Genomic DNA, 22,054 nt, shown 5'->3' on the forward strand with positions numbered 1-22,054 from the left:
GAGTACGCAAAGCAATGAAAAACGCGGCCTGGAGTGAAGGGCCGCGTTTTTCATTTGGGTAATTTGGGTAATTTGGGTAATTTGGGTAATTTGGGTAATTTGGGCATCGTGAGGAGGCTGAAAACAAAAACTCAGCCTCGCTGCGCCTTCAAATCCGCCCCGAACTTCCTGTAAAGCCAAACCGAACACGTGGCCGCCGTAGCCGTATAAAGCAGCGTGGCCACGCTCTGAACCACCAGCAAACCCACGGTCAGGCTGCCGATCGAGCTTGCCGCCACCAGCATTTCCGCGATGATCGACAACACCGTCGCAATCGCCACGATCGGCAGGATCGCGACAAGCGCGGTCGTCGTGATAACCCAGAAATGTCCGCGCGTAGACTCCCACGCGGCGCGCCATTGCAGCTGCCCGCCCGCGGCGGTATGCGGAAACAGCAAAGAGAGCCGCGCCGACACGTAACTCACGCCGCACACGGCCAGCACCGCGAGCGTGGCGGCAGCGGCCATCGATGTGCCGCTGGACAATCCCGCCAGCCGCAGCCCGATCCACGCGATCACCACCGCGATCGTCGCTGCTACGTATGCCGCAACCAGCACGATGCAAAGCAGGAAATAGCGCCGGAAACCGGCGTCCCAGGGACGTGTCGGTGACGTGGAAGAGTCCGTGCCGGGCGTGAGGTTCAGGGTCATCGCGAAGCGGATCACCTGAACGGCCAATGCCGCGAGCACCAGGCACTGCACAAACGAGATGCCGAGCGACGTGGCCGAATAGCCGAGCGCGGCGGCTTGAGTGGCGCTGCCAGCGGTCATCGAAGAAGACAGGGAAGCGGCCGATGCCGGCGCTGAAAGCTGCACTTCGTAGCCGGCGATTCCCGTCGCGAGCACGGCCACGAACACCAGCAGAAACAGTACTGGCATGTGTCGCAGGGCGGAGGCGGCGTCGCGCCATGCGCCCTTCAGGCATTGGCTCAGCGTGATGTCTTCCATAAAACCTCGGTCGAAAAGCGTGTTGAAGCGATAAGCCGCGGACGCGGCTCGCTCGACACGCTAGTCGCTTGAGGCCGCCGGGTCAACAACCGACGGATTCGTTAGCGCAGGGCTGTCCGGCCGTGCGCATCGCGAGATCGAACCGAATCAAAGCCAATCAAACCGCATCCACCGCCCCGGCGCCCGCCGTCGCCCCGCCGCGATCGAGCCGGGCCGCGTACCAAGTCACCCCGAGCGCGACCACGGCCACTGCAGCCGCGACCCACGGCAACGAATCCAGCGGATGCCCTTGCTGCAACACCACGCCGCCAAGCCACGCGCCGCCGGCATTGCCCAGGTTGAACGCGCCGATGTTCAGCGTCGATGCCAGATTCGGCGCGTGTTTCGCCTTCTCGACCACGCGTGTCTGCAGCGGCGGCACGGTTGCGAACGCGGCGATGCCCCAGATAAAGATCGTGACGGCCGCCAGCACCTGGTTGTGACTGGTCTTCGCGAACACCGCCATGATGATGGCGAGCGCGACCAGGATTCCCATCAGCGAAGGCATCAGCGCGCGATCCGCCAGCTTGCCGCCGATGGTGTTGCCGATCGTCAACCCAACGCCGAACAGCACGAGGACGAGGGTGACGCCGTGCGGCGAAAACCCGCTGACCTGTTCGAGAATCGGCGCAATGTAGGTGAACACGACAAACACGCCGCCGAAGCCAAGCACGGTCATCGCGAGGGCGAGCCAGACTTGCGGTTCCTTCAGTACGAGCAGTTCGCGGCCGAAGTTCGACGGTCCCGAATCGTGCTTGTTCGGCACGAGCACGGCCACGCCGGCCAACGACACCACGCCCAGAACGGCCACGACCCAGAAGGTGGCGCGCCAGCCGAATTCCTGTCCGATAAACGTCCCGAACGGCACGCCCAGCACGTTTGCGAGCGTGAGGCCGGTGAACATCAGCGCAATCGCGCTCGCCCGCTTTTCAGCGGGAACCAGCGACGCCGCGACCACCGCGCCGATGCCAAAAAACGAGCCGTGCGCGAACGACGTCACCACGCGCGCGATCATCAGCATCGAATAGCCGGGTGCAACGGCGCAAAGCACATTGCCGACGATAAACACGCCCATCAGCAATTGCAGCGCGAGTTTGCGCGGCATTTTTGCCGTCAGCACGGCGAGCAGCGGTGCGCCCACGGCCACGCCGAGCGCGTAGCCCGTGACGAGAAAACCCGCCGATGGAATCGATACAGCCAGATCGCGGGCCACATCGGGCAGCAGCCCCATGATCACGAATTCGGTCGTGCCGATGGCAAACGCGCTGATGGCGAGCGCCAGAAGTGGAATAGGCATGGAAATCCCCTTAATTTGAGAATGCGGAGAGTGCGGAAAGCGCCGTCACGAATTCGACAACCACGCCCGGCGCGAGCTGCACGAACAACTGCTGCTCCCGGGCGAGCGGAACTTCGGCTTCGGAAAACGGAATCGCGTGTTCGCGCAAGCGCGCGAGCAACGCCTGCCATTCGGCCGCGCCGCTTACACGCAGCGCGAGATGATCGATACGCGTGGCCGCCCGGCCGCCGGGCGGCGAGGCGAGCACCGAACCGGTTTCGATCAGATGCACGGCGGGCGCGCCTTCGAGATAAAGCCAGTGGCCGCCTATGCCGAACGGCGGGCGCGGGCCGACCGCCATGCCGGCTATATCGACGAGAAAATGGCGGATCGGCTCGCAATCCGGGGTAACGATCGTGACGTGATCAAGTTTCATCGGGGTTGGCGCGTCATGGACTGCATGACCGCGCTCATACGCTGCAATGCACCAAATTTTGCTCGCCGAGAGCCATTTTGATAATTGGCGTAGCATTTGAAGCATTGTCAAAAGCAAATTGAGAATCGCGATGGATCGACTCGGTGACATGCGCCTGTTCGTGGAAGCAGCAGCGCTTGGCAGTTTGTCCGCGGCCGGGCGCAAACTCGGTTTGTCCCCGGCGGCGGCAAGCGCCCGGCTGCTCAAGCTAGAGAAATCCCTCACCGCGCGCCTGTTCGAGCGCACCACGCGCCAACTCAGGCTCACCAACGAAGGCCGGCTCTATCTGCAGCATTGCCGGATTGCGCTGCAAGCCATCGACGACGGCGAAGCCACGCTGCACGCCGGCCAGAACCTCGTGCGCGGCAAAGTACGGATCTCGGCCACATCGGATTTCGGCCGCAACCTGCTATGCCATTGGCTCGATGAATTCAGCCGCCTGCATCCCGACGTGAGCTTTTCGCTGACGCTGTCGGATTCGGTGTCGAATCTGCTGCTGGAAGATATCGATCTGGCGATCCGTTTCAATCGGCCGTCCGAGGGCAATCTCATTGCGCGGCGGCTGGCGCCGAACCGGCGTGTGCTGTGCGCATCGCCGGAATATCTGGCGCGGCACGGCGAACCGAAAACGCCCGCCGATCTCGCCACGCACATTTTCACGGTGCTCGTGACATCGACGGCCACGTTCAACGAGTTCCAGTTCGTTCGCGGCGAGGAGCGTTTTACCCACACCGTGCCGCTCGACGACGCCTGGGAAACCAATGACGGCGCGCTGTCCCGCGCGTGGGCGCTGTCCGGCCAGGGCATTGCGCACAAATCGATCTGGGATATAGCCGCCGATGTCCGCTCCGGCGCGCTGAAAATTTTGCTGGCAGACTGGTGTTCGAACGAGGCTGCGGTCCACGCCGTATATCACTGCAACCGGTATATGGCGCCGCGTGTGCGCGTACTGCTGGATTTCCTGATCGAACGCTTCGCGCGCGCGACCGCGGAATTGCTCGGCGACCTTGCCTATCCGCCCGGGCAGGCGGGTCACGAAGTCGAGCGGACGCTATAATAGTCAGTTACGCGGCGTGCGATTCCTGACGAGTTTCAAGCAGGAAATCGCCTGAAAGCCCACGAAAATCCCTTCAACGCATCAAAAACCGCGCCCCCAGACTAATCACTGCGACCGGCGAAATTCATGACCAAGAAAGTGTATGTAAAGACCTTTGGCTGCCAGATGAACGAGTACGACTCCGACAAAATGGTCGACGTGCTCGGTGCAGCCAATGGCCTCATCCAGACGGATACGCCGGAAGACGCGGACGTGATCCTCTTCAACACGTGTTCGGTGCGCGAAAAAGCGCAGGAAAAGGTCTTTTCGGACCTCGGCCGCGTGCGCGAATTGAAGGAAGCGAATCCGGACCTGATTATTGGCGTGGGCGGTTGCGTGGCGAGTCAGGAAGGCGCCGCTATTGTTTCGCGTGCGCCGTACGTGGATTTGGTGTTCGGCCCGCAGACTTTGCATCGTCTGCCGGACATGATCGCGAAACGCCGCTCCACCGGGCGCTCGCAAGTTGATATCTCGTTCCCCGAAATCGAAAAATTTGACCACCTGCCGCCGGCGCGCGTCGATGGCCCGAGCGCGTTTGTTTCCATCATGGAAGGCTGCAGCAAGTACTGCAGCTATTGCGTCGTGCCCTACACGCGCGGCGAAGAGGTATCGCGGCCGCTGGATGACGTGCTGACCGAAATCGCCGGCCTCGCCGATCAAGGCGTGCGCGAAGTCACCATGCTTGGGCAGAACGTGAATGCGTATCGCGGACCGGTGACGCAGCACTCCACTGATATTGCGGATTTCGCCACGCTGATCGAATACGTGGCGGAAATTCCGGGTATCGAGCGGATTCGTTACACCACGTCGCACCCGAAGGAATTCACGCAGCGCCTAATCGATACATACGCGAAGGTGCCCAAGCTCGTGAGCCACTTGCACTTGCCCGTGCAGCACGGCTCCGACCGCATCCTGATGGCGATGAAACGCGGTTACACCGTGCTTGAATACAAGTCGGTGATTCGCAGATTGCGCGCGATCCGGCCGGATTTGTCGTTGTCAACGGACATGATCGTCGGTTTTCCCGGCGAGACCGAAGACGACTTCCAGAAGATGATGAAGCTCATCGACGAAATGAGCTACGACACCAGTTTCTCGTTCATCTACAGCCCGCGTCCCGGCACCCCGGCGGCGAATCTCCACGACGACACCCCGCGCGAAGTGAAGCTCAAGCGCCTGCAACATTTGCAGGCGACCATCGAGGCGAATGTCACGAAAATCAGCAATTCCATGCTGGGTTCGGTGCAGCGCATCCTGGTGGAAGGCCTGTCGCGCAAGGATCCGAGCGAACTCGCCGGGCGCACGGAGAATAATCGGGTGGTGAATTTCCCGGCGCCGATCTCGTCGCACAAGCGGCTGATCGGCCAGATGGTCGATGTGGAAATCAACGTGGCGTATCCGCATTCGTTGCGCGGCGAACTGGTTTTGACGCCCGCCACGACTCACTAAACTGCAGCTTCGACAGGACCCCGACTCTCGCCTTGAAGACCGCTCAGCAGCATATGGAATTCACCGCACCGCGCGACGACAACGCGCGGCTCGCCAACCTGTGTGGCCCGCTCGACGAAAATCTGCGGCAGATCGAGCAGGCGCTCGACGTGACGCTGACGCGGCGCGGGCACAAGATCACGATCCGCGGGCGCGGCGCGAAAGTTGCGCTGGCGGCGCTCGAAAACTTCTACAACCGCGCGAAGGACACGTTGTCGGTGGACGATATCCAGCTCGCCCTGGTCGAAGCGCGTAATGCGGCGCGGCGCGACAAACCGTCGAACAATCTAAATTCCGATCCGGTCGATCCGCGTTTCCGTGGAGACCCCGATCATCCCTTCGATGAACCCAGCGCGACCATCGACTTGGGCGACGAGGAAGATCCCGGTCCCAAGCTGTACACGCGACGCGCCGATCTACGCGGCCGCACGCCGATGCAGCGCGAGTATCTGAAGCAGATCATCGCGCACGATGTGACGTTCGGCATCGGCCCGGCGGGTACGGGCAAGACCTATCTGGCGGTGGCGTGCGCGGTCGATGCACTCGAACGCGATCAAGTGAAACGCATTGTGCTCACGCGTCCCGCGGTGGAAGCGGGCGAACGGCTGGGTTTCCTGCCGGGCGATCTCGCGCAAAAGGTGGACCCGTATCTGCGCCCGTTGTACGACGCACTCTACGACCTCCTCGGCTTCGATAAAACCGCGAAAATGTTCGAGCGCCAGATGATCGAAATCGCGCCGCTCGCGTACATGCGCGGCCGGACGCTGAATCACGCGTTCATCATTTTGGACGAAGCGCAGAACACCACGCCCGAGCAGATGAAGATGTTCCTGACGCGGATCGGGTTCGGCTCGAAAGCCGTTGTCACCGGCGACACCACGCAGGTCGATTTGCCGCGCGGACACAGAAGCGGGTTGATTGAAGCGCAGCACATACTCGCCGATGTACGCGGTATTGCGATGACGAAATTCACGAGCGTGGACGTGGTGCGGCATCCGCTGGTGGCACGCATTGTGGAAGCGTACGACGCGCAGTCGCAGCGTGACGCCGTCGCCGCCGCGGCTTCCGCCGGAAAATAATCGCCCGACTTATTCGCCCGAACCCCGCATGCCCAAACTTGCGCTGACGCTGCAGTTCCCCGCCGCCAAAACGTTCCCAGAACACAAGGCGCTGTTGCCGCGCGCGACGGTGGCCAGCTGGATCAAGGCGTCGCTGTTCGCGGACGCCGAGCTGACCGTGCGTTTCGTCGATACCGAGGAAGGCCGGACGCTGAACCGATCGTATCGGCGGAAGGATTACGCGACCAACGTGCTGACGTTCGCGTACGCGGAGTCGGAAGACGATCCCGTCACAGGCGATCTGGTGCTCTGCTGTCCGGTGGTGGAACGCGAGGCCCGCGAGCAGAACAAGCCGCTCGCCGCACATTACGCGCATCTGATCGTGCACGGTACGCTGCATGCCCAGGGCTACGATCACGAAGATTCCGCAGAAGCGGAAGAGATGGAATCGATCGAAACGGGCATCATGCAAAAGCTCGGATTCACCGATCCTTATTTGCCGTTACCGCCCGATTAAGCCGTGACTGACAATCCGTCCTCCTCCGAACTGCCTGCGCAGATTCCCGAGCATTACCCTCCCGTTTTCGGGGAGTCGCGTCTTCTCACTGACGAAGAGCTCGCCGCATCGCGTGAGAAAGCGCTGGCGCAGTGGGATCGCAAGACGGATCTCTGGCTGTTCGGCTATGGCTCGCTGATCTGGAACCCGGGCTTGACCGCCGTGGAAACGGTGCGCAGCAAGGTGCATGGATACCATCGTGGACTGTATTTGTGGTCGCGCGTGAATCGCGGCACGCCGGAGCAGCCCGGCCTCGTGCTGGCGCTGGATCGCGGCGGTTCGTGCTCGGGCATGGCGTTCCGGCTCGCCGCCGAGGGCGCGGAGCCGCACCTTGAGGTGCTGTGGCGGCGCGAAATGGCAATGAATTCTTACCGCGTGGCGTGGCTGCCGTGCACGCTGATAGACGGGCGCCGCGTGGAGGCGCTGGCCTTCGTGATGCGGCGTGAGGCGTCCACCTACACCGGCAAGCTCGCCGACCCGATGGTGCGCCACGTGCTCGGCTGCGCGACCGGCCGATACGGCACCACGCTCGATTACGTCAGCCGCACGGTCACGGCGCTGCGCGAATGCGGCATGCCGGACCGGCAACTTGAAGCGTTGTTGCAGCGCTGCTGCCGGGATGCAAATTCGTCGCAGGAATGAGCATGACGAGCGCTTTAAAAATGCGCATAAAACTGATCTGAATGCGCGGTGAACGTCCGATTTCTGGCCAATAGGCCAACGTCATCGGCTCGACATACTCGGCCCATATTTATCAGTTACGATGTTTCCACACGATTTGAACGTCTTCGCGCCGAGCTTGAATTGGCGCGTTATTTCCTTGGTGTATTCTTAACTTTCCGTAATTTAGCGTTCGGAACATTCCGCACGCCCCACTATGAACGACGCCTATCCCAGTCGACGACACACCGACAAACCGCCGGAAAAGCGCACGCTGCTCGAGCGCCTGACCGATTTCATCTCGCACGAGCCTGAATCGCGCGACGAATTGCTGGAAGTCCTTCAGGACGCCCACGAACGCAATCTGCTCGACGCGGATTCGCTCTCCATGATCGAAGGCGTGTTCCAGGTTTCCGAACTCTGCGCCCGCGACATCATGATTCCGCGTGCCCAGATGGACGCAATCAACATCGCCGAAACGCCCGAGCAGTTCATTCCGTTCATGCTCGAAAAAGCGCACTCGCGTTATCCGGTGTACGAAAGTAATCGGGACAACGTAATCGGCGTGCTGCTTGCAAAAGACTTGCTGCGCTATTACCACGAGGAAGAATTCGACGTCCGCGGCATGTTGCGCCCGGCGGTCTTCATCCCCGAATCGAAGCGCCTGAACGTGTTGCTGCACGATTTCCGCGTGAACCGGAATCACATTGCCATCGTTGTGGACGAATACGGCGGCGTGGCGGGACTGATCACGATTGAGGACGTGCTGGAACAGATTGTTGGCGACATCGAAGACGAATACGACTTCGACGAAGAAGCCGGCAACATCATTGCGACGCCGGACGGGCGCCATCGCGTGCGCGCGCTGACCGGCATCGAGCAGTTCAACGAAGAGTTCGGCACCCATTATTCCGACGACGAAGTCGACACTATCGGCGGGCTGGTCACGCACCGGTTCGGACGCGTGCCGCATCGTGGCGAGAAGGTGCGCATCGACGACTTCGTGTTCGAGATTCTGCGCGGCGACGCCCGCCAGATCCACGTGTTGCGCGTGCGGCGCGCGCCCAACACGAACCCGCTCGACGGCCATTCGCACGACAACGACGACGAGCGCGATTGAACACGATCGAGTACGTGATTGAGTACATTTCAACGCGCTCGAACGCCACTGAGCCGACCTGACCGTGTCTCCCCAAGCCTATAACACAGCGTGTGCACACTACTCGTCAGCCGCCAATGGCCTACCGGCTGCGCAGGCATCTCGCGTCCATCCATGAAATGACGAGCGCCGGTCACGCTTCGTCATTTGCTCACTTTCTGCCGACCCCGTAATCCATGGCCGACTCTTCGTCTCGTTTCACCTTCCGGCGCGGCTCCCAGCCGGCATCCGCCGCCGGCGCGGCCCAGTCCTTGCCGTTCTGGCATTACCTTGTCGCGGCCGTCCTCGGTGCGGCCAATACGCTTTCGTTCGCGCCCACACCGCATGGCGGCTGGGTCGAACTGGTGATCTTCACGCTGTTCTTCGCGTGGCTCACGCGCACCAATGGCTGGAGGGGCGCGGCGTTGACGGGCTGGGCATTTGGGTTCGGCAACTTCGTGACAGGCGTGTGGTGGCTGTATGTCAGCATGCATGACTTCGGCGGCATGGCTGCGCCGCTTGCGGCCGCGGCCGTCGTGTTGTTCTCGATGTACCTCGCGATCTATCCGGCGCTTAGCGGTGTCGTGTGGTCGCTGTGCGCGGGCCGTGCGCGTTATGACGACAATGGTTCCTCCGCTGCCGTGGCCGCCGATGAACCGCGTTTGGTGCCGACCTGGCACGGCGCGTTCGCATTCGCGAGCGCGTGGGCGCTTGGAGAGTGGCTGCGCGGTCTGGTGTTCACCGGCTTCCCGTGGCTTGCGAGCGGCTACGCTCAAGTCGATGGCCCTCTGGCAGGCTTCGGCGCTGTCGCAGGCGTGTATGGCGTTGGCTGGGCGCTTGGGCTCGTGGCGGCCTTGCTCGTGCAGGGGTTTTATAGCTTTAAGCGTGGCGCAACGGCCAAGAGCTCAAAGGGCTCGCGCTATGCGCCGTTCATCGTGGCGGCGGTGGTGCTTGTGTCCGGCATGTTGCTGTCGCTGGTCGAATGGACGATCCCGGCGAACGCGCCGCTCACCGTCCGGCTGCTTCAAGGCAACGTGAAGCAGGACATGAAGTTCGAGCAGGCAGGCGTGGACCAGTCTCTGGCGTTGTATAGAAAGCTGATCACCGAGAAGCCTGCGGATCTCATCGTCACGCCGGAAACTGCATTGCCGATCCTGGCCGTCCAGGTGCCTCCGGACCTGGCGCTCGCGCTACGCAATTTCTCCGACTCCACTAACTCATCCATCCTGTTCGGCGCTATCGGCGTGACGCTCAACGCGGAGGGCCGCGCGACCGATTACACCAACAGCCTGTTCGGCATCACGCCGAACCAGAGGGATGTGTATCGCTACGACAAGCATCATCTCGTGCCATTCGGCGAATTCGTGCCAACGGGTTTCCACTGGTTCGTGGCGCTCATGGGCATTCCGCTCGGCGATCTCGGGCGCGGCCCGCCGGTGCAGAAATCGTTCTTCGTGCACAACCAGCCGATTGCCCTCGATATCTGCTACGAAGACATTTTCGGTGAAGAAATCGCGCGGACGATTCGCGAACAGGAAGCGCCTGCGGGCATTCTGGTGAACTCGACGAATCTTGCGTGGTTCGGCGACACCATCGCGCTGGATCAGCATTTGCAAATGGCCCGCATGCGTTCCATCGAAACCGGACGTCCGATGCTGCGCTCGACCAACACGGGCACAACAGCCGTGATCGCGGCGAATGGTGCGGTGGTAGCACGGTTGCCGGTTTACACGGTCGGTACTCTCGATGCCACGGTCCAGGGCACGTCCGGCCGCACGCCGTATGTCACGAGCGGCAACATGACGGTGATCGTGGTGTCGCTGTTGCTGCTGGCGTTTGCATTTGCGTTCGCGCCGGGCAAAAACGGCCGCAACAAACCTGACAACAATGGTCGAAAAGAGCCCTAAACCCGCCATGTTCGCGATCCGCAAAGCGGTGCGCGCGGAGGCGCAAACCGCGTGGGACATTCGCCGCGCCGCCGTGATGAGCGAATGCACGGCCGCGTATCCGCTGGATCAACTCGAACAATGGACCGGCGGCGTGGCATCGAGAGCATTCACCGATGCCGTCGAAGAGCGCTTCCTGGTGGCAACCGTGGACGAGCGTGTGGTGGGCACCGGCATGATCGACCTCACGACCGGCAAAATCGATGCAATTTTTGTCCATCCCGCGTATATGAAACGCGGCATCGGTGCGGGGATGGTCCGCTATCTGGAAGCACTTGCGCGCTCGCACGGGCTTCCGAAGCTCAGGCTCGAATCCACGCTGAACGCCGCGCCGTTTTATCGCTCGCTCGGTTTCGAAGGCGAGGAAATCGCGCAATACCGCTCGCCGCGCGGCCTCACGATGGATTGCGTACCCATGACGAAACGACTCGGCGGATAACAGCCGTTTTGCCGGCCGAACGGCCTATGAGCCCGCTCTTCACCGCCGGAAAGTCGCACAAGCCCCTCATTCCCGCTAAAATTCAACGTTTTAGCCCTCCGGCCGGCGTATTTTTCCGGTCCGCTTCGAAGGCGCGCCGTTACCCCGGCCAAGCTTCGAAGGCACGCTTCAAAGGCATTCATGCTCACTTTTCAGCAAATCATCCTGACGCTGCAATCCTATTGGGATAACAAGGGTTGCGCGCTCCTTCAACCGATCGACATGGAAGTCGGCGCGGGTACCTCGCACGTGCACACGTTCCTGCGTGCCATTGGCCCGGAACCGTGGCGCGCGGCATACGTGCAACCATCGCGGCGTCCGAAGGACGGCCGTTACGGCGACAACCCGAACCGCCTGCAGCATTACTACCAGTACCAAGTGGTGCTGAAACCCGCACCTGAAAACATCCTGGACCTGTACCTCGGCTCGCTCGAAGCGCTCGGCTTTGACCTGAAGCAGAACGACGTGCGTTTCGTGGAAGACGACTGGGAAAACCCAACGCTCGGCGCGTGGGGTCTCGGCTGGGAAGTCTGGCTGAACGGCATGGAAGTGACGCAGTTCACGTACTTCCAGCAAGTTGGCGGTATCGACTGCAAGCCGGTGCTGGGTGAGATCACGTACGGTCTCGAACGGCTCGCCATGTATCTGCAGAAAGTGGAGAACGTCTACGACCTCGTGTGGACCGAATGGGAAGAGGACACGCCGAACGGCCGCGAACTTCGACGCCTGACGTATGGCGACGTTTATCACCAGAACGAAGTCGAGCAATCCACCTACAACTTCGAGCACGCGAACGTCGAGTTGCTGTTCACGTTCTTCAAGAGCTACGAAGCCGAAGCGAAGAAGATGATCGACGCGAAGCTTTCGCTGCCCGCATACGAACTCGTGCTGAAAGCCGGCCACACGTTCAACTTGCTGGATGCGCGCGGCGCCATTTCGGTGACGGAGCGTGCGGCGTATATCGGCCGGATTCGCGATTTGTCGCGTGCGGTCGCGAAGGGCTACTACGAGTCGCGTGAGGCGCTCGGTTTCCCGATGCTGGGAAACCCCGTGCACGCCGCGGCCGGACTTACCACCGACGCACAAGATGCCGCCAAGCCCGCGTGGGCGCCGGCGCTGAAGGTCGAGCGCAATATCGATCAGGCCTGACCAGAGCACGACATAACAATGACCGAATCCAATCTTGCATCGCTGCTCGTCGAGCTGCGGACCGAAGAACTTCCGCCGAAGGCGCTCGCGCGCCTGGGCATCTCGTTTGCCGAAGGGATCGTGCAGCGGCTTGCCGCGCGCGATCTGATTGAAGGCGAAGCGAGTTTCGAAAAATACGCCACGCCGCGACGTCTCGCCGTGCTCATCAAGAACGTGCGCGCGGTCGCGCCGGAACGGCAAGTGCGCGAGAAAGTGCTGCCCGTTTCCGTCGCACTCGATAAAGACGGCCAGCCCACCGCGCCGCTCGCGAAGAAACTCACGGCGCTGGGTTTCCCCGACTTCCCCGTAGCCGATCTCGAACGCGCTCAGGACGGCAAGGCCGAAGCGTTTTTCCTGCGCTACGCCGCGCCCGGCGCAACGCTTGCCGAAGGTTTGCAGACCGCTCTGCAAGAAACGCTCAGCAAGTTGCCGATTCCGAAGGTGATGACCTATCAGCGGCCCGACGGCACCAGCGTGCAGTTCGTGCGGCCGGTGCATGGATTGATCGCGTTGCATGGCCGCCATATTGTGCCGGTAAGCGCGCTCGGCATCGATTCCGGCGACACCACGCTGGGTCATCGCTTCATGTCGGAAGGCATTGTCGCGATCACGCACGCCGACGACTACGCTGCAACGCTGCGCTCGAAAGGCAAGGTGGTAGCGAATTTCGATGACCGCCGCGAGTCCATCCGCACGCAGCTGGAGGCGTTCGCGCGTGAAGATCGTGTGGTCATGCCTGAGTCTTTGCTGGACGAAGTGAATGCGCTGGTCGAATGGCCGGTCGTGTATCAGTGCCGTTTCGACGAATCGTTCCTGCAAGTGCCGCAGGAATGCCTGATCCTGACCATGCAGACGAACCAGAAGTATTTCGCGCTGACTGACGAGCATGGCAAGTTGCGTTCACGTTTCCTGATTGTGTCGAACCTCGATACACAAACGCCGGGCGACATTGTGGAAGGCAACGAGCGCGTGGTCCGTCCGCGTCTCGCCGATGCCAAGTTCTTCTTCGAGCAGGACAAGAAGAAACGCCTCGCCGACCGCGTGCCGCTGCTCGCGAACGTGGTGTATCACAACAAGCTCGGTTCGCAATTGGAACGCGTCAAGCGGCTTGAAGCGCTGGCCGGCGAGATTGCGCCAATGATCGGTGTGGACGTGGCCGTCACGAAGCGCGCCGCGCTGCTCGCGAAGGCCGATCTGCTCACCGACATGGTCGGTGAATTCCCCGAATTGCAAGGCACGATGGGCACGTACTACGCGCGCCACGACGGCGAGCCGGAAGAGGTTGCGCTCGCGTGTTCGGAACATTATCAGCCGCGTTTTTCCGGCGATGAAACCCCGTCCACCGGCGTGAGCAGCGCCGTTGCCTTGGCCGACAAACTGGAAACGCTTGTCGGCATCTGGGGCATCGGTCTGCAGCCGACTGGCGAGAAAGATCCTTTCGCGTTGCGGCGTCACGCGCTTGGCGTGCTGCGCATCTTGTTGGAGAAGCGCCTTGCCATCGACCTGTTCGACTTGCTGCGCACGGCGCAAAAGCAATTCGCCGACATGCCGCAAGTCACCGATTCAACCGATGCCATCTACGCGTTTTTCATCGACCGTCTGCGTGGCGTGCTGCGCGAGCGCGGTTTCAACGCGGTTGAAATCGACGCGGTGCTGAGCCTGAACCCCACGCGTCTGGACGACATCGTCGCGCGTCTGGACGCCGTTCGCGAATTCGCTTCGTTACCCGAAGCTGCGTCGCTTGCTGCGGCGAACAAGCGCATCTCGAATATCCTGAAGAAGTCGGCGGAAGGCGTGCCGTCCAGCGTGCAGCCTGCCTTGCTTCAGGAAGCAGCCGAGAAGGCGCTTTACGCTCAACTCGAACAAGTCGCACCAGTCGTGCAAAAACAACTGGCCGAACGCAATTACACGGAAGCGCTCTCCGCGTTGTCCGCGTTGCGCGATGCCGTGGATACCTTCTTCAACGACGTGATGGTGAACGCCGAAGATGCGGCGCTGCGAAGCAACCGCCTGGCTCTTCTCGGCGCACTGCATCAGCAGATGAATTGCGTCGCGGACATTTCGAAGCTTGCCGCCTGATGCGCCACACCATGCCGACCAACGCAAACAGAAAACTGGTGATCCTCGATCGTGACGGCGTGATCAACGTCGACTCCGACGCGTTCATCAAATCGCCCGATGAATGGGTTGCCATACCCGGCAGTCTGGAGGCGATCGCGCGTTTGAATCAGGCCGGCTATCGCGTGGCGATTGCGTCGAATCAATCGGGTATCGGCCGCGGCCTCTTCGACATGGCCGCGCTCAACGCCATGCATGAAAAGATGAACCGGGCGGCGGCTGCGGTGGGTGGCCGTATCGATGCAGTGTTTTTCTGTCCGCATACGCAGGAAGACGAGTGCGAGTGCCGCAAGCCGAAGCCCGGCATGTTGCAGCAGATCGTGGAGCGCTTCGAGATCGATCCTGAAGGCACGCCGGTGGTCGGCGACTCGTTGCGCGACCTGCAAGCCGGTGCTGCGCTCGGCTTCGCAACGCATCTGGTGCTCACGGGCAAGGGACAGAAAACGCTGGCAGGGGGCAATCTGCCGCCGAATACAAAAGTACACGCCGACCTGCGCACCTTCGCGCTCGACTTCCTCGCCGCACATCACGACTGAGCTGGCGCTCTGGTTTCTCGTCACATCACATAAGACTTATTCAAGCCGATGCGCTTCATTCGTTCGCTGTTGCTGATGATTTATTTCGCGGTGTATACGGTGCCGTACGCGTGTGCATGCTTCATCGCGTTTCCGTTCATGAGCGCTGAGAAACGCTATTGGATGGCCGCGTTCTGGTGCAAGTCGTCGGTCGTCGTGATGCGTTACCTGAACGGCATCCGCTACAAGATCGAGGGCATGGAGAACCTCCCCGACGGTCCCGCCGTGCTGTTGTCCAAGCACCAGTCCGCGTGGGAAACGCTGGCGTTCCCCGCGTTGATGCCACGTCCGCTCTGCTATGTGTTCAAGCGCGAGTTGCTGTTCGTGCCGTTCTTTGGTTGGACCATGGGCATGTTGAAGATGGTTCATATCGACAGGCGTCAGGGCAAGGACGCGTTTGCATCGGTGGCACGTCAAGGACGCGAGCGCATGGCTGAAGGCGCATGGGTCATCATGTTCCCCGAAGGCACACGCACGCGCGTGGGCCAGCAAGGCAAGTACAAGTCGGGCGGCGCGCGTTTCGCCGTTGAGACCGGCGCGCCTGTCGTACCGATCGCGCACAATGCCGGGCATGTCTGGCCGCGGAAATCGTTTCTCAAATATGCGGGTATAGTCACAATGTCTATCGGTCGTCCGATCGACACGACGGGCCTCACGCCGGAAGAGGTCAACCTGCGCGTGGAGCGATGGATCGAAGCGGAAATGCGTCGTATCGATCCGGACTCGTATGGTCCCGCTGATCGTTTCGCCACCGAATCACCCGGCGCGACTACCGGCTTGTAGACTCAAGTGTCGTTATCGTTTCGATTGTTTCTATCGTTAGTTTCATTACTTTCGTTGTTCCCGTCATTCCTGCGCCGCGTGCGCCAAGCTGAGCCGATGCAGAAGACTCCCTCGCGACAGCGTCCCGCTGCCGCGCCCGACAACCCGCAACTCGACCTGCCGCTCAACCTGCCCAGTGAGCCAAGGCCGCCGAGTGCGGTGCCATTGCCTGCCGTTCCTACCGTTCTTGCCACACCCGCCGCCATGCCCGCGACCTTGCGTGGCGACATCGGGCCGGTCGGTACAACCGAGACGTCCAGCACGCCCGCGCCGCCGTTGCGTGCACCCGAGGGCACGCGCAACCGGCAGCTCATGCTCGGTTCGCAGATGCTCGATTACCGTTTGAAACGTTCGTCGCGCCGGACGATCGGCTTCACCATCGATGGCACCGGTCTCGCGATTACCGCGCCGCGCTGGGTGACGATCGGGGCAATCGAAAGTGCGATTGCCGAGAAAGAGAAGTGGATCTTCAAGAAGCTCGACGAATGGCAAACGCGCGTGGAACAACGCGTGGTCCCACGGATTGAATGGAAGGATGGCGCGCAACTTCCGTATCTCGGGCAGAGCATCAGCGTCATGCTCGGTGCCGCGCCGGGCGCGACCGGCAGGGGCGCGACGCGCCCCCATTTCGATACCGACGCCGGCGTGCTATGGCTCGGACTTCCCACGCTTCCCGAGGTCCAGCAGATTCGCGAGCGTGTGCAAGGCTGGCTGCACGCGCAGGCCTTGCAGGTTTTCGGCGAGCGGTTGCCGGTGTACGCGGCCAAACTCGGGGTGGAGTTCCGCGCGTATGCGTTGTCGTCTGCGGCTACGCGCTGGGGGAGTTGTTCCAGCGACGGCAAGATCCGCCTCAACTGGCGGCTGATTCATTTCCCCGTTCCGATCATTGATTACGTGGTTGCTCACGAACTTGCGCATCTTTGTGAGATGAATCACAGCCCGCGTTTCTGGCACACCGTAGAATCGATTTTCCCGGACTTTCGCGAAGCGCGGCATACACTCAAACATCATCCGCCCGAATTGCTGCCGTTGCTTTAAGGGTTCTTAAGCGGAGAGCAGCGCTCTGCGAGCGGTTGCCGCGGGCGGTACAATTTTGCATGTGGCCGTTTTCATCGTGCACGTTTTTCACTGAGACGCGGTAGAGCGGACCGCCCGGTCAATCGATATTCCCCACAGGAACCCCATCATGCGACTTCTTCACACCATGCTGCGAGTCGGCGACTTGCAGCGATCCATCGATTTCTACACGCGCATTCTCGGCATGAAAGTGCTGCGTCAAAGCGAAAACACCGAGTATAAGTACACGCTCGCGTTTGTTGGTTACGGCGATGAAAGCGAAAACAGCGTACTCGAATTGACGTACAACTGGGGCGTCGACAAGTACGACCTGGGCTCGGCCTATGGGCACATCGCGCTGGAAGTGGACAACGCTGCGGCAGCTTGCGATCGTATCCGTGAGGCAGGTGGCAAGGTCTCGCGCGAAGCCGGTCCGGTGAAAGGCGGAACGACGGTGATCGCCTTCGTTGAAGATCCGGATGGGTATAAGGTCGAGTTGATCGAGAAGCATTCTTGAGACATGCCTAGCGCTGTTTGAGGCTCCTTCGGGAGCCTCATTCTTTTTCTGTTGGCATTGACGCATTATGTTCGCATCAGGTATCAATTCAATTAATCAGATATCCTCAATTCATAAGATTGATGACACTCATTGGCACGATCGGGCCATGACGAATGGTAACCAGTGCCTCGCAGCTTCCTGCAATGCACCATGCCCGCAAACTGCGAATGGAGCAATCGAAGGCTAATACGCACCGGGAGCCGAACATGAGCAACGCTGGCTCAATGCAAGGCAAGCACGAATGACAGCCTCACGCCATCGATGGCAAAATGCGGCAGAGACTCGCTCACGCTATCGGTTAAACCACAATAACTCATGAGCACCACCGCCCTGCCCGTGCGCCGCGCTCCCGACGCTACCGCCATCCTGCTGATGATCGCGTTATGCGCCGTGTGGGGTTTCCAGCAGGTCGCAATAAAGGGCGCGAACGCTTCCTTCCCGCCACTGCTTCAAGCCGGCATCCGCTCAACCATCGCGACAGTCCTCGTCTGGCTATGGACACGCTCGCGCGGCGTCGCGCTATTTCGCAGTGACGATACCCTCGCGTCCGGCCTGCTCGCCGGCGTCCTGTTCGGCGGCGAGTTCGTGTGCATTTTCCTTGGACTGGCCCTGACCAGCGCCACGCGCATGGTCGTCTTTCTCTACACCGCGCCGTGTTTCATGGCGCTCGGCCTGCACTGGTTCGTCGCGGGAGAAAAACTGAAGCGGGTGCAATGGGTGGGGATAGCGCTGGCGTTCGGTGGCATCGCACTCGCTTTCGCCGATGGCTTCCTGCACCCGGCCCCGGGCAGCGCATCAACATGGCGAGGCACCGCCGGCGATACCCTCGGCGTGCTCGGCGGCGTGTTCTGGGCGGCGACAACGGTCGTCATCCGCGCATCGCCGCTCGCTCGTGCAAGCGCGAGCAAGACGCTCCTCTATCAGCTTGCTGTATCAGCAATCATTTTGCTCGCGCTTGCCTTTGCGATGGGCCAGACGCATGTGAACGCAATCACGGTAACTGCCGTCGCAAGCCTCGCGTATCAGGCGATCGTGGTCGCATTCCTGAGCTATCTCACGTGGTTCTGGCTGCTCACGCGCTACATGGCGTCGCGGCTATCGGTTTTCTCGTTTCTCACACCTATCTTTGGAGTCGCGTTCGGCGTCGTGCTGCTGGGCGAAACGCTCACCACGCGTTTCATGATTGCGTCGGCGCTGGTTGTCACGGGTATCGCGCTGGTCAATGCGCCCGCCGGACGTCGGCGCACCTGAAAAGGCCGGCTACCGGGCACGCCCGGCCGCTTGCGCGGCGCGGCTGGCGTCGTTCATGATCTGCCCCGCAAGCGCAAGCGCCACGTCAGCCGCTGCGGATTGCGTGCGATCCGCAAGACAAACAAGCGCGAACCGGAGTCCCAGTTTGCGCGGGTGAACAATCGACACCCGCACAAGGCGCTGGCCATCGGAATCTCGTTGCAATGATAAAGCCGTGCAGAACATCACGGCATCCGATCGCGCGACCACATCCTTCAGCACGGCGACATCGTTACGTTCCAACTGCACGGGAACGGCCTCGTGCGCGCGAAACTTCAGCAGCCGGCGCAACGCGTCTTCCATAAACACGGACAGCGGCACGGACTCCAGCGGGAATTCGCGCAATGCCGCCAGCGGCACCGGCGCACGCGCGAGCAATGGATGACCGGGGCGCACGAACCAGCCACCGTCGTGACTGAGCAGGCGGCGTGTGGTGACGTCGGGCGCAACCGGCGTTTCACGGCGATCCACCACCACGAAATCCGCGCCCTCCGAGCGCAAGCTTTGCATCAGCACACTGGCTTCAGCTATTTGCACGGATACCTTGATGGCAGGAAACTGCCGCGCGCATTCGATCGGGAAATCCGGAAACAGGATGACAGCCGCGTAAGGTCCCAGGCCGATCCTCACCTCGCCCAACGCGTCCGATCGGATCAACTCGACGTCGCGAAAAAGACAGCGCGCTTCGAACAGCACGCGCCGGGCACGCCCGACCAGCATCCGGCCAGCGGCGGTTGTCGCTACGCCGCGCGCCGCGCGGTCGAAGAGCTTGATATCGAATTCGTCCACCAGGAAGCAGCCGTTGCCCTGTGTGTCGGCATTGGACAGATAGCGCACGCTCACGTCGGCAGTGCCGTAGTGCGTGACGCTGGATTGCGCGCGGCTCGTTTCGCAGGCCAACGCGGCGGGCAGCAGCGCGCAACTCACCTTCCACCATTTTCCCGGCTTAATCTTGTTTCTCAGTCGTCCCGACCTGCTCATACGTCTCCTCGTGATGTCGTAATGCGACGATCAGGCTTCGCCTGTATCGCCACGAATCAAAGAAGCCGTTGTCCGTCTCCAATACGCCCGCGTCTTGCCGTTGAATCGGCTGCCCTTATAAGGGTCTGCTGCGCGTTTGAACCGTCAATTTGAGACTATCGAGGGGATTAACTCCAGTGCATTCCTTGCATCGTGAGGATGCGGAAGCTGCATGGGAGTACAAAGAACAGAGAAGCGGAGCAGAGGTCGCGCGGTTCGCGTCAGCGAACCCGGAATATAGAGATAGAAAAGATGAGGGGTGCGGCAGCAGGTGCGATAGGAGCCTGATAGAACCACCCTGGCGCGACAGGCGCACGCCTAGCTTGCCCGACGGCGCGCCATCGAAACCCGCCTGCGGCCTTGAAAACGACTACTGCGCCGCCTTCACCACCTGCGCCAGTTTCACGAACTCGGCCACGGGCACTTCCTCGGCACGCCGCGAAAGGTCGAATCCCAACGCATCGAAATCCACGCGATCGCGATACACGCCCAGCGTATTGCGCATCATCTTGCGCCGTTGCGAAAACGCAGCAAGCACGACCTCGCCGAGCACCTTGTCATCCACGTCCGGTAGCTCGTGCGGCGCATACGGAATCATCCGCACGATGGCCGAGTTCACCTTCGGCGGCGGATTAAACGATTCGGGCGGGACGTCGATCAGTTTGTCGATTGAATATCGATACTGCAGCATCACCGTCAGCCGGCCAAAGTCCTTATTGCCCGGCTCGGCGATCATGCGGTCCACCACTTCGTCCTGAAGCATGAAATGCTGATCGATGACCTTCGGCGCGAACGCGGTCAGGTGAAACAGCAGCGGACTGGAAATGTTGTACGGCAGGTTCCCGACAATCCGCAGCGACGGTTTTTCACCTTCCAGCGCGAGCGAACCAAAGTCGAAGGCGAGCGCATCACCGGCATGCAGCGCCAGCAGATTGCCGAAGCGCTTCTCAAGCCGCCCGATCAGATCGCGGTCCAGCTCGACTGCATGCAGCGGCGACTCGGGCGTGGAGAGCCGTTCAATCAGCGGCGCGGTGAGCGCGGCGAGACCCGGCCCGATTTCGACCATGCGTTCGCCGCGTTTCGGCGCGATGGTGTCGACGATCGAATCGATCACGCCTTGATCGACGAGGAAGTTCTGCCCGAAGCGCTTGCGCGCGAAGTGGCCCTGGTGCTTGATGGACATCGGAGGGACCGATTAAAACCGCAATGAAAAGGAATGAGGCAAAAGGAATCAGGCCGCGCGACGATGGCGCGCCATGGCGACGGCTGTGTCGATAGCAACAATCAGGCTGCCCGGATCGGCGCGGCCAGTGCCGGCCAGATCGAGCGCGGTGCCGTGATCGACCGACGTGCGGATGATCGGAGACCCAAGCGTGATGTTGATGCCTTCGCCGAACGTAGCAAATTTCAGGACCGGCAAACCCTGGTCGTGGAACATTGCCAACACGCAATCGGCGTCTTTGAGATAACGCGGCTGGAACAGCGTATCCGCCGGATACGGACCGGGAGCGTCGATGCCCAACGCGCGGGCTCGCAGAAGCGCGGGCGTGATGACATCGATTTCCTCGCGGCCCAGGTAACCGTTTTCGCCCGCGTGCGGGTTGAGTCCGGTCACGAGAATGCGTGGTTTCGGCAGACCAAACAGCGCCTTCAGATCGCGATCGATAATGCTCAGCGTCTCGACAATGCTCTCCACCGTCAACGCCGCCGACACGTCCTTCAGCGGCAGGTGGGTGGTAGCAAGCGCAACGCGCAGCGGCCGGTCGCCCATGCCCGCGAGCATCATGACGACACGCGGCGTATGCGTGCGTTCAGCGAGATACTCGGTATGGCCGGTGAAGGGAACGCCGGCGTCGTTGATGGTGCTTTTCTGCAGTGGCGCGGTAACGATGGCGTCGAAACGTCCGCTCACCGCGCCATCTATGGCTGTATCGAGCAGACCGAGAACATAGCGCCCGTTAGCGGCATTCAGCTTGCCCGCGGTGGCTGGAACACTCAGCGCATGATGTTCGATCTCGATCGCCGCGCCCGTGGAAAGCCACGACGACGACCCTGCCCGTTCAGCCATCAATTCACGGTCGCCAAGCACTAAAAACCGCACCGACGGCCACCGCTCTGCCGCATCAGCCAGCGCCGCCACCGTCAATTCAGGCCCCACACCCGCCGGTTCCCCGGTGGTGATGGCAATGGACACTGAGGACAGTGGACGGCTCGCTGCGTTCATCTCGCC

General features: G+C 61.3%; 21 protein-coding genes. 15 read left to right on the forward strand and 6 right to left on the reverse strand.

What is annotated here, in order from left to right:
- Positions 1 to 131: 131 nt before the first annotated feature.
- The 3 genes from M0D69_RS09155 to M0D69_RS09165 all read right to left on the reverse strand — a co-directional run bounded on the left by M0D69_RS09155 (position 132) and on the right by M0D69_RS09165 (position 2,737).
- On the reverse strand, positions 132 to 986 hold the full coding sequence (locus M0D69_RS09155) for a hypothetical protein (RefSeq protein ID WP_301781704.1): 855 nt from the start codon (positions 984 to 986) through the stop codon (positions 132 to 134).
- A gap of 157 nt (positions 987 to 1,143) precedes the next feature.
- The gene (locus tag M0D69_RS09160; RefSeq protein ID WP_301781705.1) at positions 1,144 to 2,322 is read right to left on the reverse strand and encodes an MFS transporter; all 1,179 of its coding nucleotides are present in this window, start codon (positions 2,320 to 2,322) and stop codon (positions 1,144 to 1,146) included.
- Between the two features lie 10 nt (positions 2,323 to 2,332).
- The gene (locus M0D69_RS09165) at positions 2,333 to 2,737 is read right to left on the reverse strand and encodes an extradiol dioxygenase (protein WP_301781706.1); all 405 of its coding nucleotides are present in this window, start codon (positions 2,735 to 2,737) and stop codon (positions 2,333 to 2,335) included.
- Positions 2,738 to 2,867: 130 nt separating this feature from the next.
- Between M0D69_RS09165 and M0D69_RS09170 the strand changes: the two genes are divergently transcribed.
- The 15 genes from M0D69_RS09170 to M0D69_RS09240 all read left to right on the forward strand — a co-directional run bounded on the left by M0D69_RS09170 (position 2,868) and on the right by M0D69_RS09240 (position 18,765).
- Positions 2,868 to 3,833: a LysR family transcriptional regulator gene (locus M0D69_RS09170; RefSeq protein WP_301781707.1), complete on the forward strand. Its 966-nt coding sequence runs from the start codon at positions 2,868 to 2,870 to the stop codon at positions 3,831 to 3,833.
- 126 nt (positions 3,834 to 3,959) lie between these two features.
- Positions 3,960 to 5,321, forward strand: coding sequence for a tRNA (N6-isopentenyl adenosine(37)-C2)-methylthiotransferase MiaB (miaB, locus tag M0D69_RS09175; protein ID WP_301781708.1), 1,362 nt, complete (start codon positions 3,960 to 3,962; stop codon positions 5,319 to 5,321).
- Positions 5,322 to 5,353: 32 nt separating this feature from the next.
- Entirely contained in the window at positions 5,354 to 6,439 is a 1,086-nt protein-coding gene (locus M0D69_RS09180) for a PhoH family protein (protein ID WP_301781709.1), read from the forward strand.
- 28 nt (positions 6,440 to 6,467) lie between these two features.
- Complete coding sequence (gene ybeY, locus M0D69_RS09185; protein WP_301781710.1) at positions 6,468 to 6,935, forward strand: rRNA maturation RNase YbeY; 468 nt, start codon at positions 6,468 to 6,470, stop codon at positions 6,933 to 6,935.
- A 3-nt stretch (positions 6,936 to 6,938) separates the two neighbouring features.
- Entirely contained in the window at positions 6,939 to 7,616 is a 678-nt protein-coding gene (locus M0D69_RS09190; protein WP_301781711.1) for a gamma-glutamylcyclotransferase, read from the forward strand.
- A gap of 235 nt (positions 7,617 to 7,851) precedes the next feature.
- Positions 7,852 to 8,754 carry an HlyC/CorC family transporter gene (locus M0D69_RS09195; RefSeq protein WP_301781712.1) on the forward strand — a complete coding sequence of 301 codons (903 nt, stop codon included), beginning with the start codon at positions 7,852 to 7,854 and terminating at the stop codon, positions 8,752 to 8,754.
- Between the two features lie 215 nt (positions 8,755 to 8,969).
- Complete coding sequence (gene lnt / locus M0D69_RS09200) at positions 8,970 to 10,679, forward strand: apolipoprotein N-acyltransferase (protein WP_301781713.1); 1,710 nt, start codon at positions 8,970 to 8,972, stop codon at positions 10,677 to 10,679.
- Complete coding sequence (locus M0D69_RS09205; protein ID WP_301781714.1) at positions 10,660 to 11,157, forward strand: GNAT family N-acetyltransferase; 498 nt, start codon at positions 10,660 to 10,662, stop codon at positions 11,155 to 11,157. Before lnt ends, M0D69_RS09205 begins: the two co-directional genes overlap by 20 nt.
- 180 nt (positions 11,158 to 11,337) lie before the next feature.
- Complete coding sequence (gene glyQ / locus M0D69_RS09210) at positions 11,338 to 12,345, forward strand: glycine--tRNA ligase subunit alpha (protein WP_301781715.1); 1,008 nt, start codon at positions 11,338 to 11,340, stop codon at positions 12,343 to 12,345.
- A gap of 18 nt (positions 12,346 to 12,363) precedes the next feature.
- The gene (glyS, locus tag M0D69_RS09215; RefSeq protein WP_301781716.1) at positions 12,364 to 14,463 is read left to right on the forward strand and encodes a glycine--tRNA ligase subunit beta; all 2,100 of its coding nucleotides are present in this window, start codon (positions 12,364 to 12,366) and stop codon (positions 14,461 to 14,463) included.
- 11 nt (positions 14,464 to 14,474) lie between these two features.
- Entirely contained in the window at positions 14,475 to 15,038 is a 564-nt protein-coding gene (gene gmhB / locus M0D69_RS09220) for a D-glycero-beta-D-manno-heptose 1,7-bisphosphate 7-phosphatase (protein WP_301781717.1), read from the forward strand.
- A gap of 48 nt (positions 15,039 to 15,086) precedes the next feature.
- Positions 15,087 to 15,860, forward strand: coding sequence for a 1-acyl-sn-glycerol-3-phosphate acyltransferase (locus M0D69_RS09225; RefSeq protein ID WP_301781718.1), 774 nt, complete (start codon positions 15,087 to 15,089; stop codon positions 15,858 to 15,860).
- A 96-nt stretch (positions 15,861 to 15,956) separates the two neighbouring features.
- A complete protein-coding gene (locus M0D69_RS09230; RefSeq protein ID WP_301781719.1) occupies positions 15,957 to 16,937 on the forward strand; it encodes a M48 family metallopeptidase in 981 nt (326 codons plus the stop codon).
- A gap of 148 nt (positions 16,938 to 17,085) precedes the next feature.
- Positions 17,086 to 17,472 carry a lactoylglutathione lyase gene (gene gloA / locus M0D69_RS09235; protein ID WP_301781720.1) on the forward strand — a complete coding sequence of 129 codons (387 nt, stop codon included), beginning with the start codon at positions 17,086 to 17,088 and terminating at the stop codon, positions 17,470 to 17,472.
- 357 nt (positions 17,473 to 17,829) lie between these two features.
- Entirely contained in the window at positions 17,830 to 18,765 is a 936-nt protein-coding gene (locus tag M0D69_RS09240) for a DMT family transporter (protein ID WP_301781721.1), read from the forward strand.
- 9 nt (positions 18,766 to 18,774) lie between these two features.
- On the opposite strand, the gene M0D69_RS09245 is transcribed toward M0D69_RS09240, so the two are convergent.
- The 3 genes from M0D69_RS09245 to pdxA all read right to left on the reverse strand — a co-directional run bounded on the left by M0D69_RS09245 (position 18,775) and on the right by pdxA (position 22,048).
- Positions 18,775 to 19,785: a LysR family transcriptional regulator gene (locus tag M0D69_RS09245; RefSeq protein ID WP_301781722.1), complete on the reverse strand. Its 1,011-nt coding sequence runs from the start codon at positions 19,783 to 19,785 to the stop codon at positions 18,775 to 18,777.
- Between the two features lie 409 nt (positions 19,786 to 20,194).
- Complete coding sequence (rsmA, locus tag M0D69_RS09250; RefSeq protein WP_301781723.1) at positions 20,195 to 21,007, reverse strand: 16S rRNA (adenine(1518)-N(6)/adenine(1519)-N(6))-dimethyltransferase RsmA; 813 nt, start codon at positions 21,005 to 21,007, stop codon at positions 20,195 to 20,197.
- Positions 21,008 to 21,055: 48 nt separating this feature from the next.
- Positions 21,056 to 22,048, reverse strand: coding sequence for a 4-hydroxythreonine-4-phosphate dehydrogenase PdxA (pdxA, locus tag M0D69_RS09255; RefSeq protein WP_301781724.1), 993 nt, complete (start codon positions 22,046 to 22,048; stop codon positions 21,056 to 21,058).
- Between the last annotated feature and the right edge of the window lie 6 nt (positions 22,049 to 22,054).

The sequence above is a fragment of the Caballeronia sp. SEWSISQ10-4 2 genome (genome assembly GCF_030464885.1).
Taxonomy (GTDB): Bacteria; Pseudomonadota; Gammaproteobacteria; order Burkholderiales; family Burkholderiaceae; genus Caballeronia.

Excerpts from the sequence above, each read along its gene's own strand:
- pdxA (WP_301781724.1), bottom strand. The coding sequence starts at position 22,048 with ATGAACGCAGCGAGCCGTCCACTGTCCTCAGTGTCCATTGCCATCACC.
- ybeY (WP_301781710.1), top strand. The coding sequence starts at position 6,468 with ATGCCCAAACTTGCGCTGACGCTGCAGTTCCCCGCCGCCAAAACGTTC.
- M0D69_RS09160 (WP_301781705.1), bottom strand. The coding sequence starts at position 2,322 with ATGCCTATTCCACTTCTGGCGCTCGCCATCAGCGCGTTTGCCATCGGC.
- M0D69_RS09230 (WP_301781719.1), top strand. The coding sequence starts at position 15,957 with ATGCAGAAGACTCCCTCGCGACAGCGTCCCGCTGCCGCGCCCGACAAC.
- lnt (WP_301781713.1), top strand. The coding sequence starts at position 8,970 with ATGGCCGACTCTTCGTCTCGTTTCACCTTCCGGCGCGGCTCCCAGCCG.
- gloA (WP_301781720.1), top strand. The coding sequence starts at position 17,086 with ATGCGACTTCTTCACACCATGCTGCGAGTCGGCGACTTGCAGCGATCC.
- M0D69_RS09245 (WP_301781722.1), bottom strand. The coding sequence starts at position 19,785 with ATGAGCAGGTCGGGACGACTGAGAAACAAGATTAAGCCGGGAAAATGG.
- gmhB (WP_301781717.1), top strand. The coding sequence starts at position 14,475 with ATGCCGACCAACGCAAACAGAAAACTGGTGATCCTCGATCGTGACGGC.
- miaB (WP_301781708.1), top strand. The coding sequence starts at position 3,960 with ATGACCAAGAAAGTGTATGTAAAGACCTTTGGCTGCCAGATGAACGAG.
- glyQ (WP_301781715.1), top strand. The coding sequence starts at position 11,338 with ATGCTCACTTTTCAGCAAATCATCCTGACGCTGCAATCCTATTGGGAT.
- M0D69_RS09170 (WP_301781707.1), top strand. The coding sequence starts at position 2,868 with ATGGATCGACTCGGTGACATGCGCCTGTTCGTGGAAGCAGCAGCGCTT.
- M0D69_RS09165 (WP_301781706.1), bottom strand. The coding sequence starts at position 2,737 with ATGAAACTTGATCACGTCACGATCGTTACCCCGGATTGCGAGCCGATC.
- rsmA (WP_301781723.1), bottom strand. The coding sequence starts at position 21,007 with ATGTCCATCAAGCACCAGGGCCACTTCGCGCGCAAGCGCTTCGGGCAG.
- M0D69_RS09155 (WP_301781704.1), bottom strand. The coding sequence starts at position 986 with ATGGAAGACATCACGCTGAGCCAATGCCTGAAGGGCGCATGGCGCGAC.
- M0D69_RS09225 (WP_301781718.1), top strand. The coding sequence starts at position 15,087 with ATGCGCTTCATTCGTTCGCTGTTGCTGATGATTTATTTCGCGGTGTAT.
- M0D69_RS09195 (WP_301781712.1), top strand. The coding sequence starts at position 7,852 with ATGAACGACGCCTATCCCAGTCGACGACACACCGACAAACCGCCGGAA.
- M0D69_RS09205 (WP_301781714.1), top strand. The coding sequence starts at position 10,660 with ATGGTCGAAAAGAGCCCTAAACCCGCCATGTTCGCGATCCGCAAAGCG.
- M0D69_RS09240 (WP_301781721.1), top strand. The coding sequence starts at position 17,830 with ATGAGCACCACCGCCCTGCCCGTGCGCCGCGCTCCCGACGCTACCGCC.
- glyS (WP_301781716.1), top strand. The coding sequence starts at position 12,364 with ATGACCGAATCCAATCTTGCATCGCTGCTCGTCGAGCTGCGGACCGAA.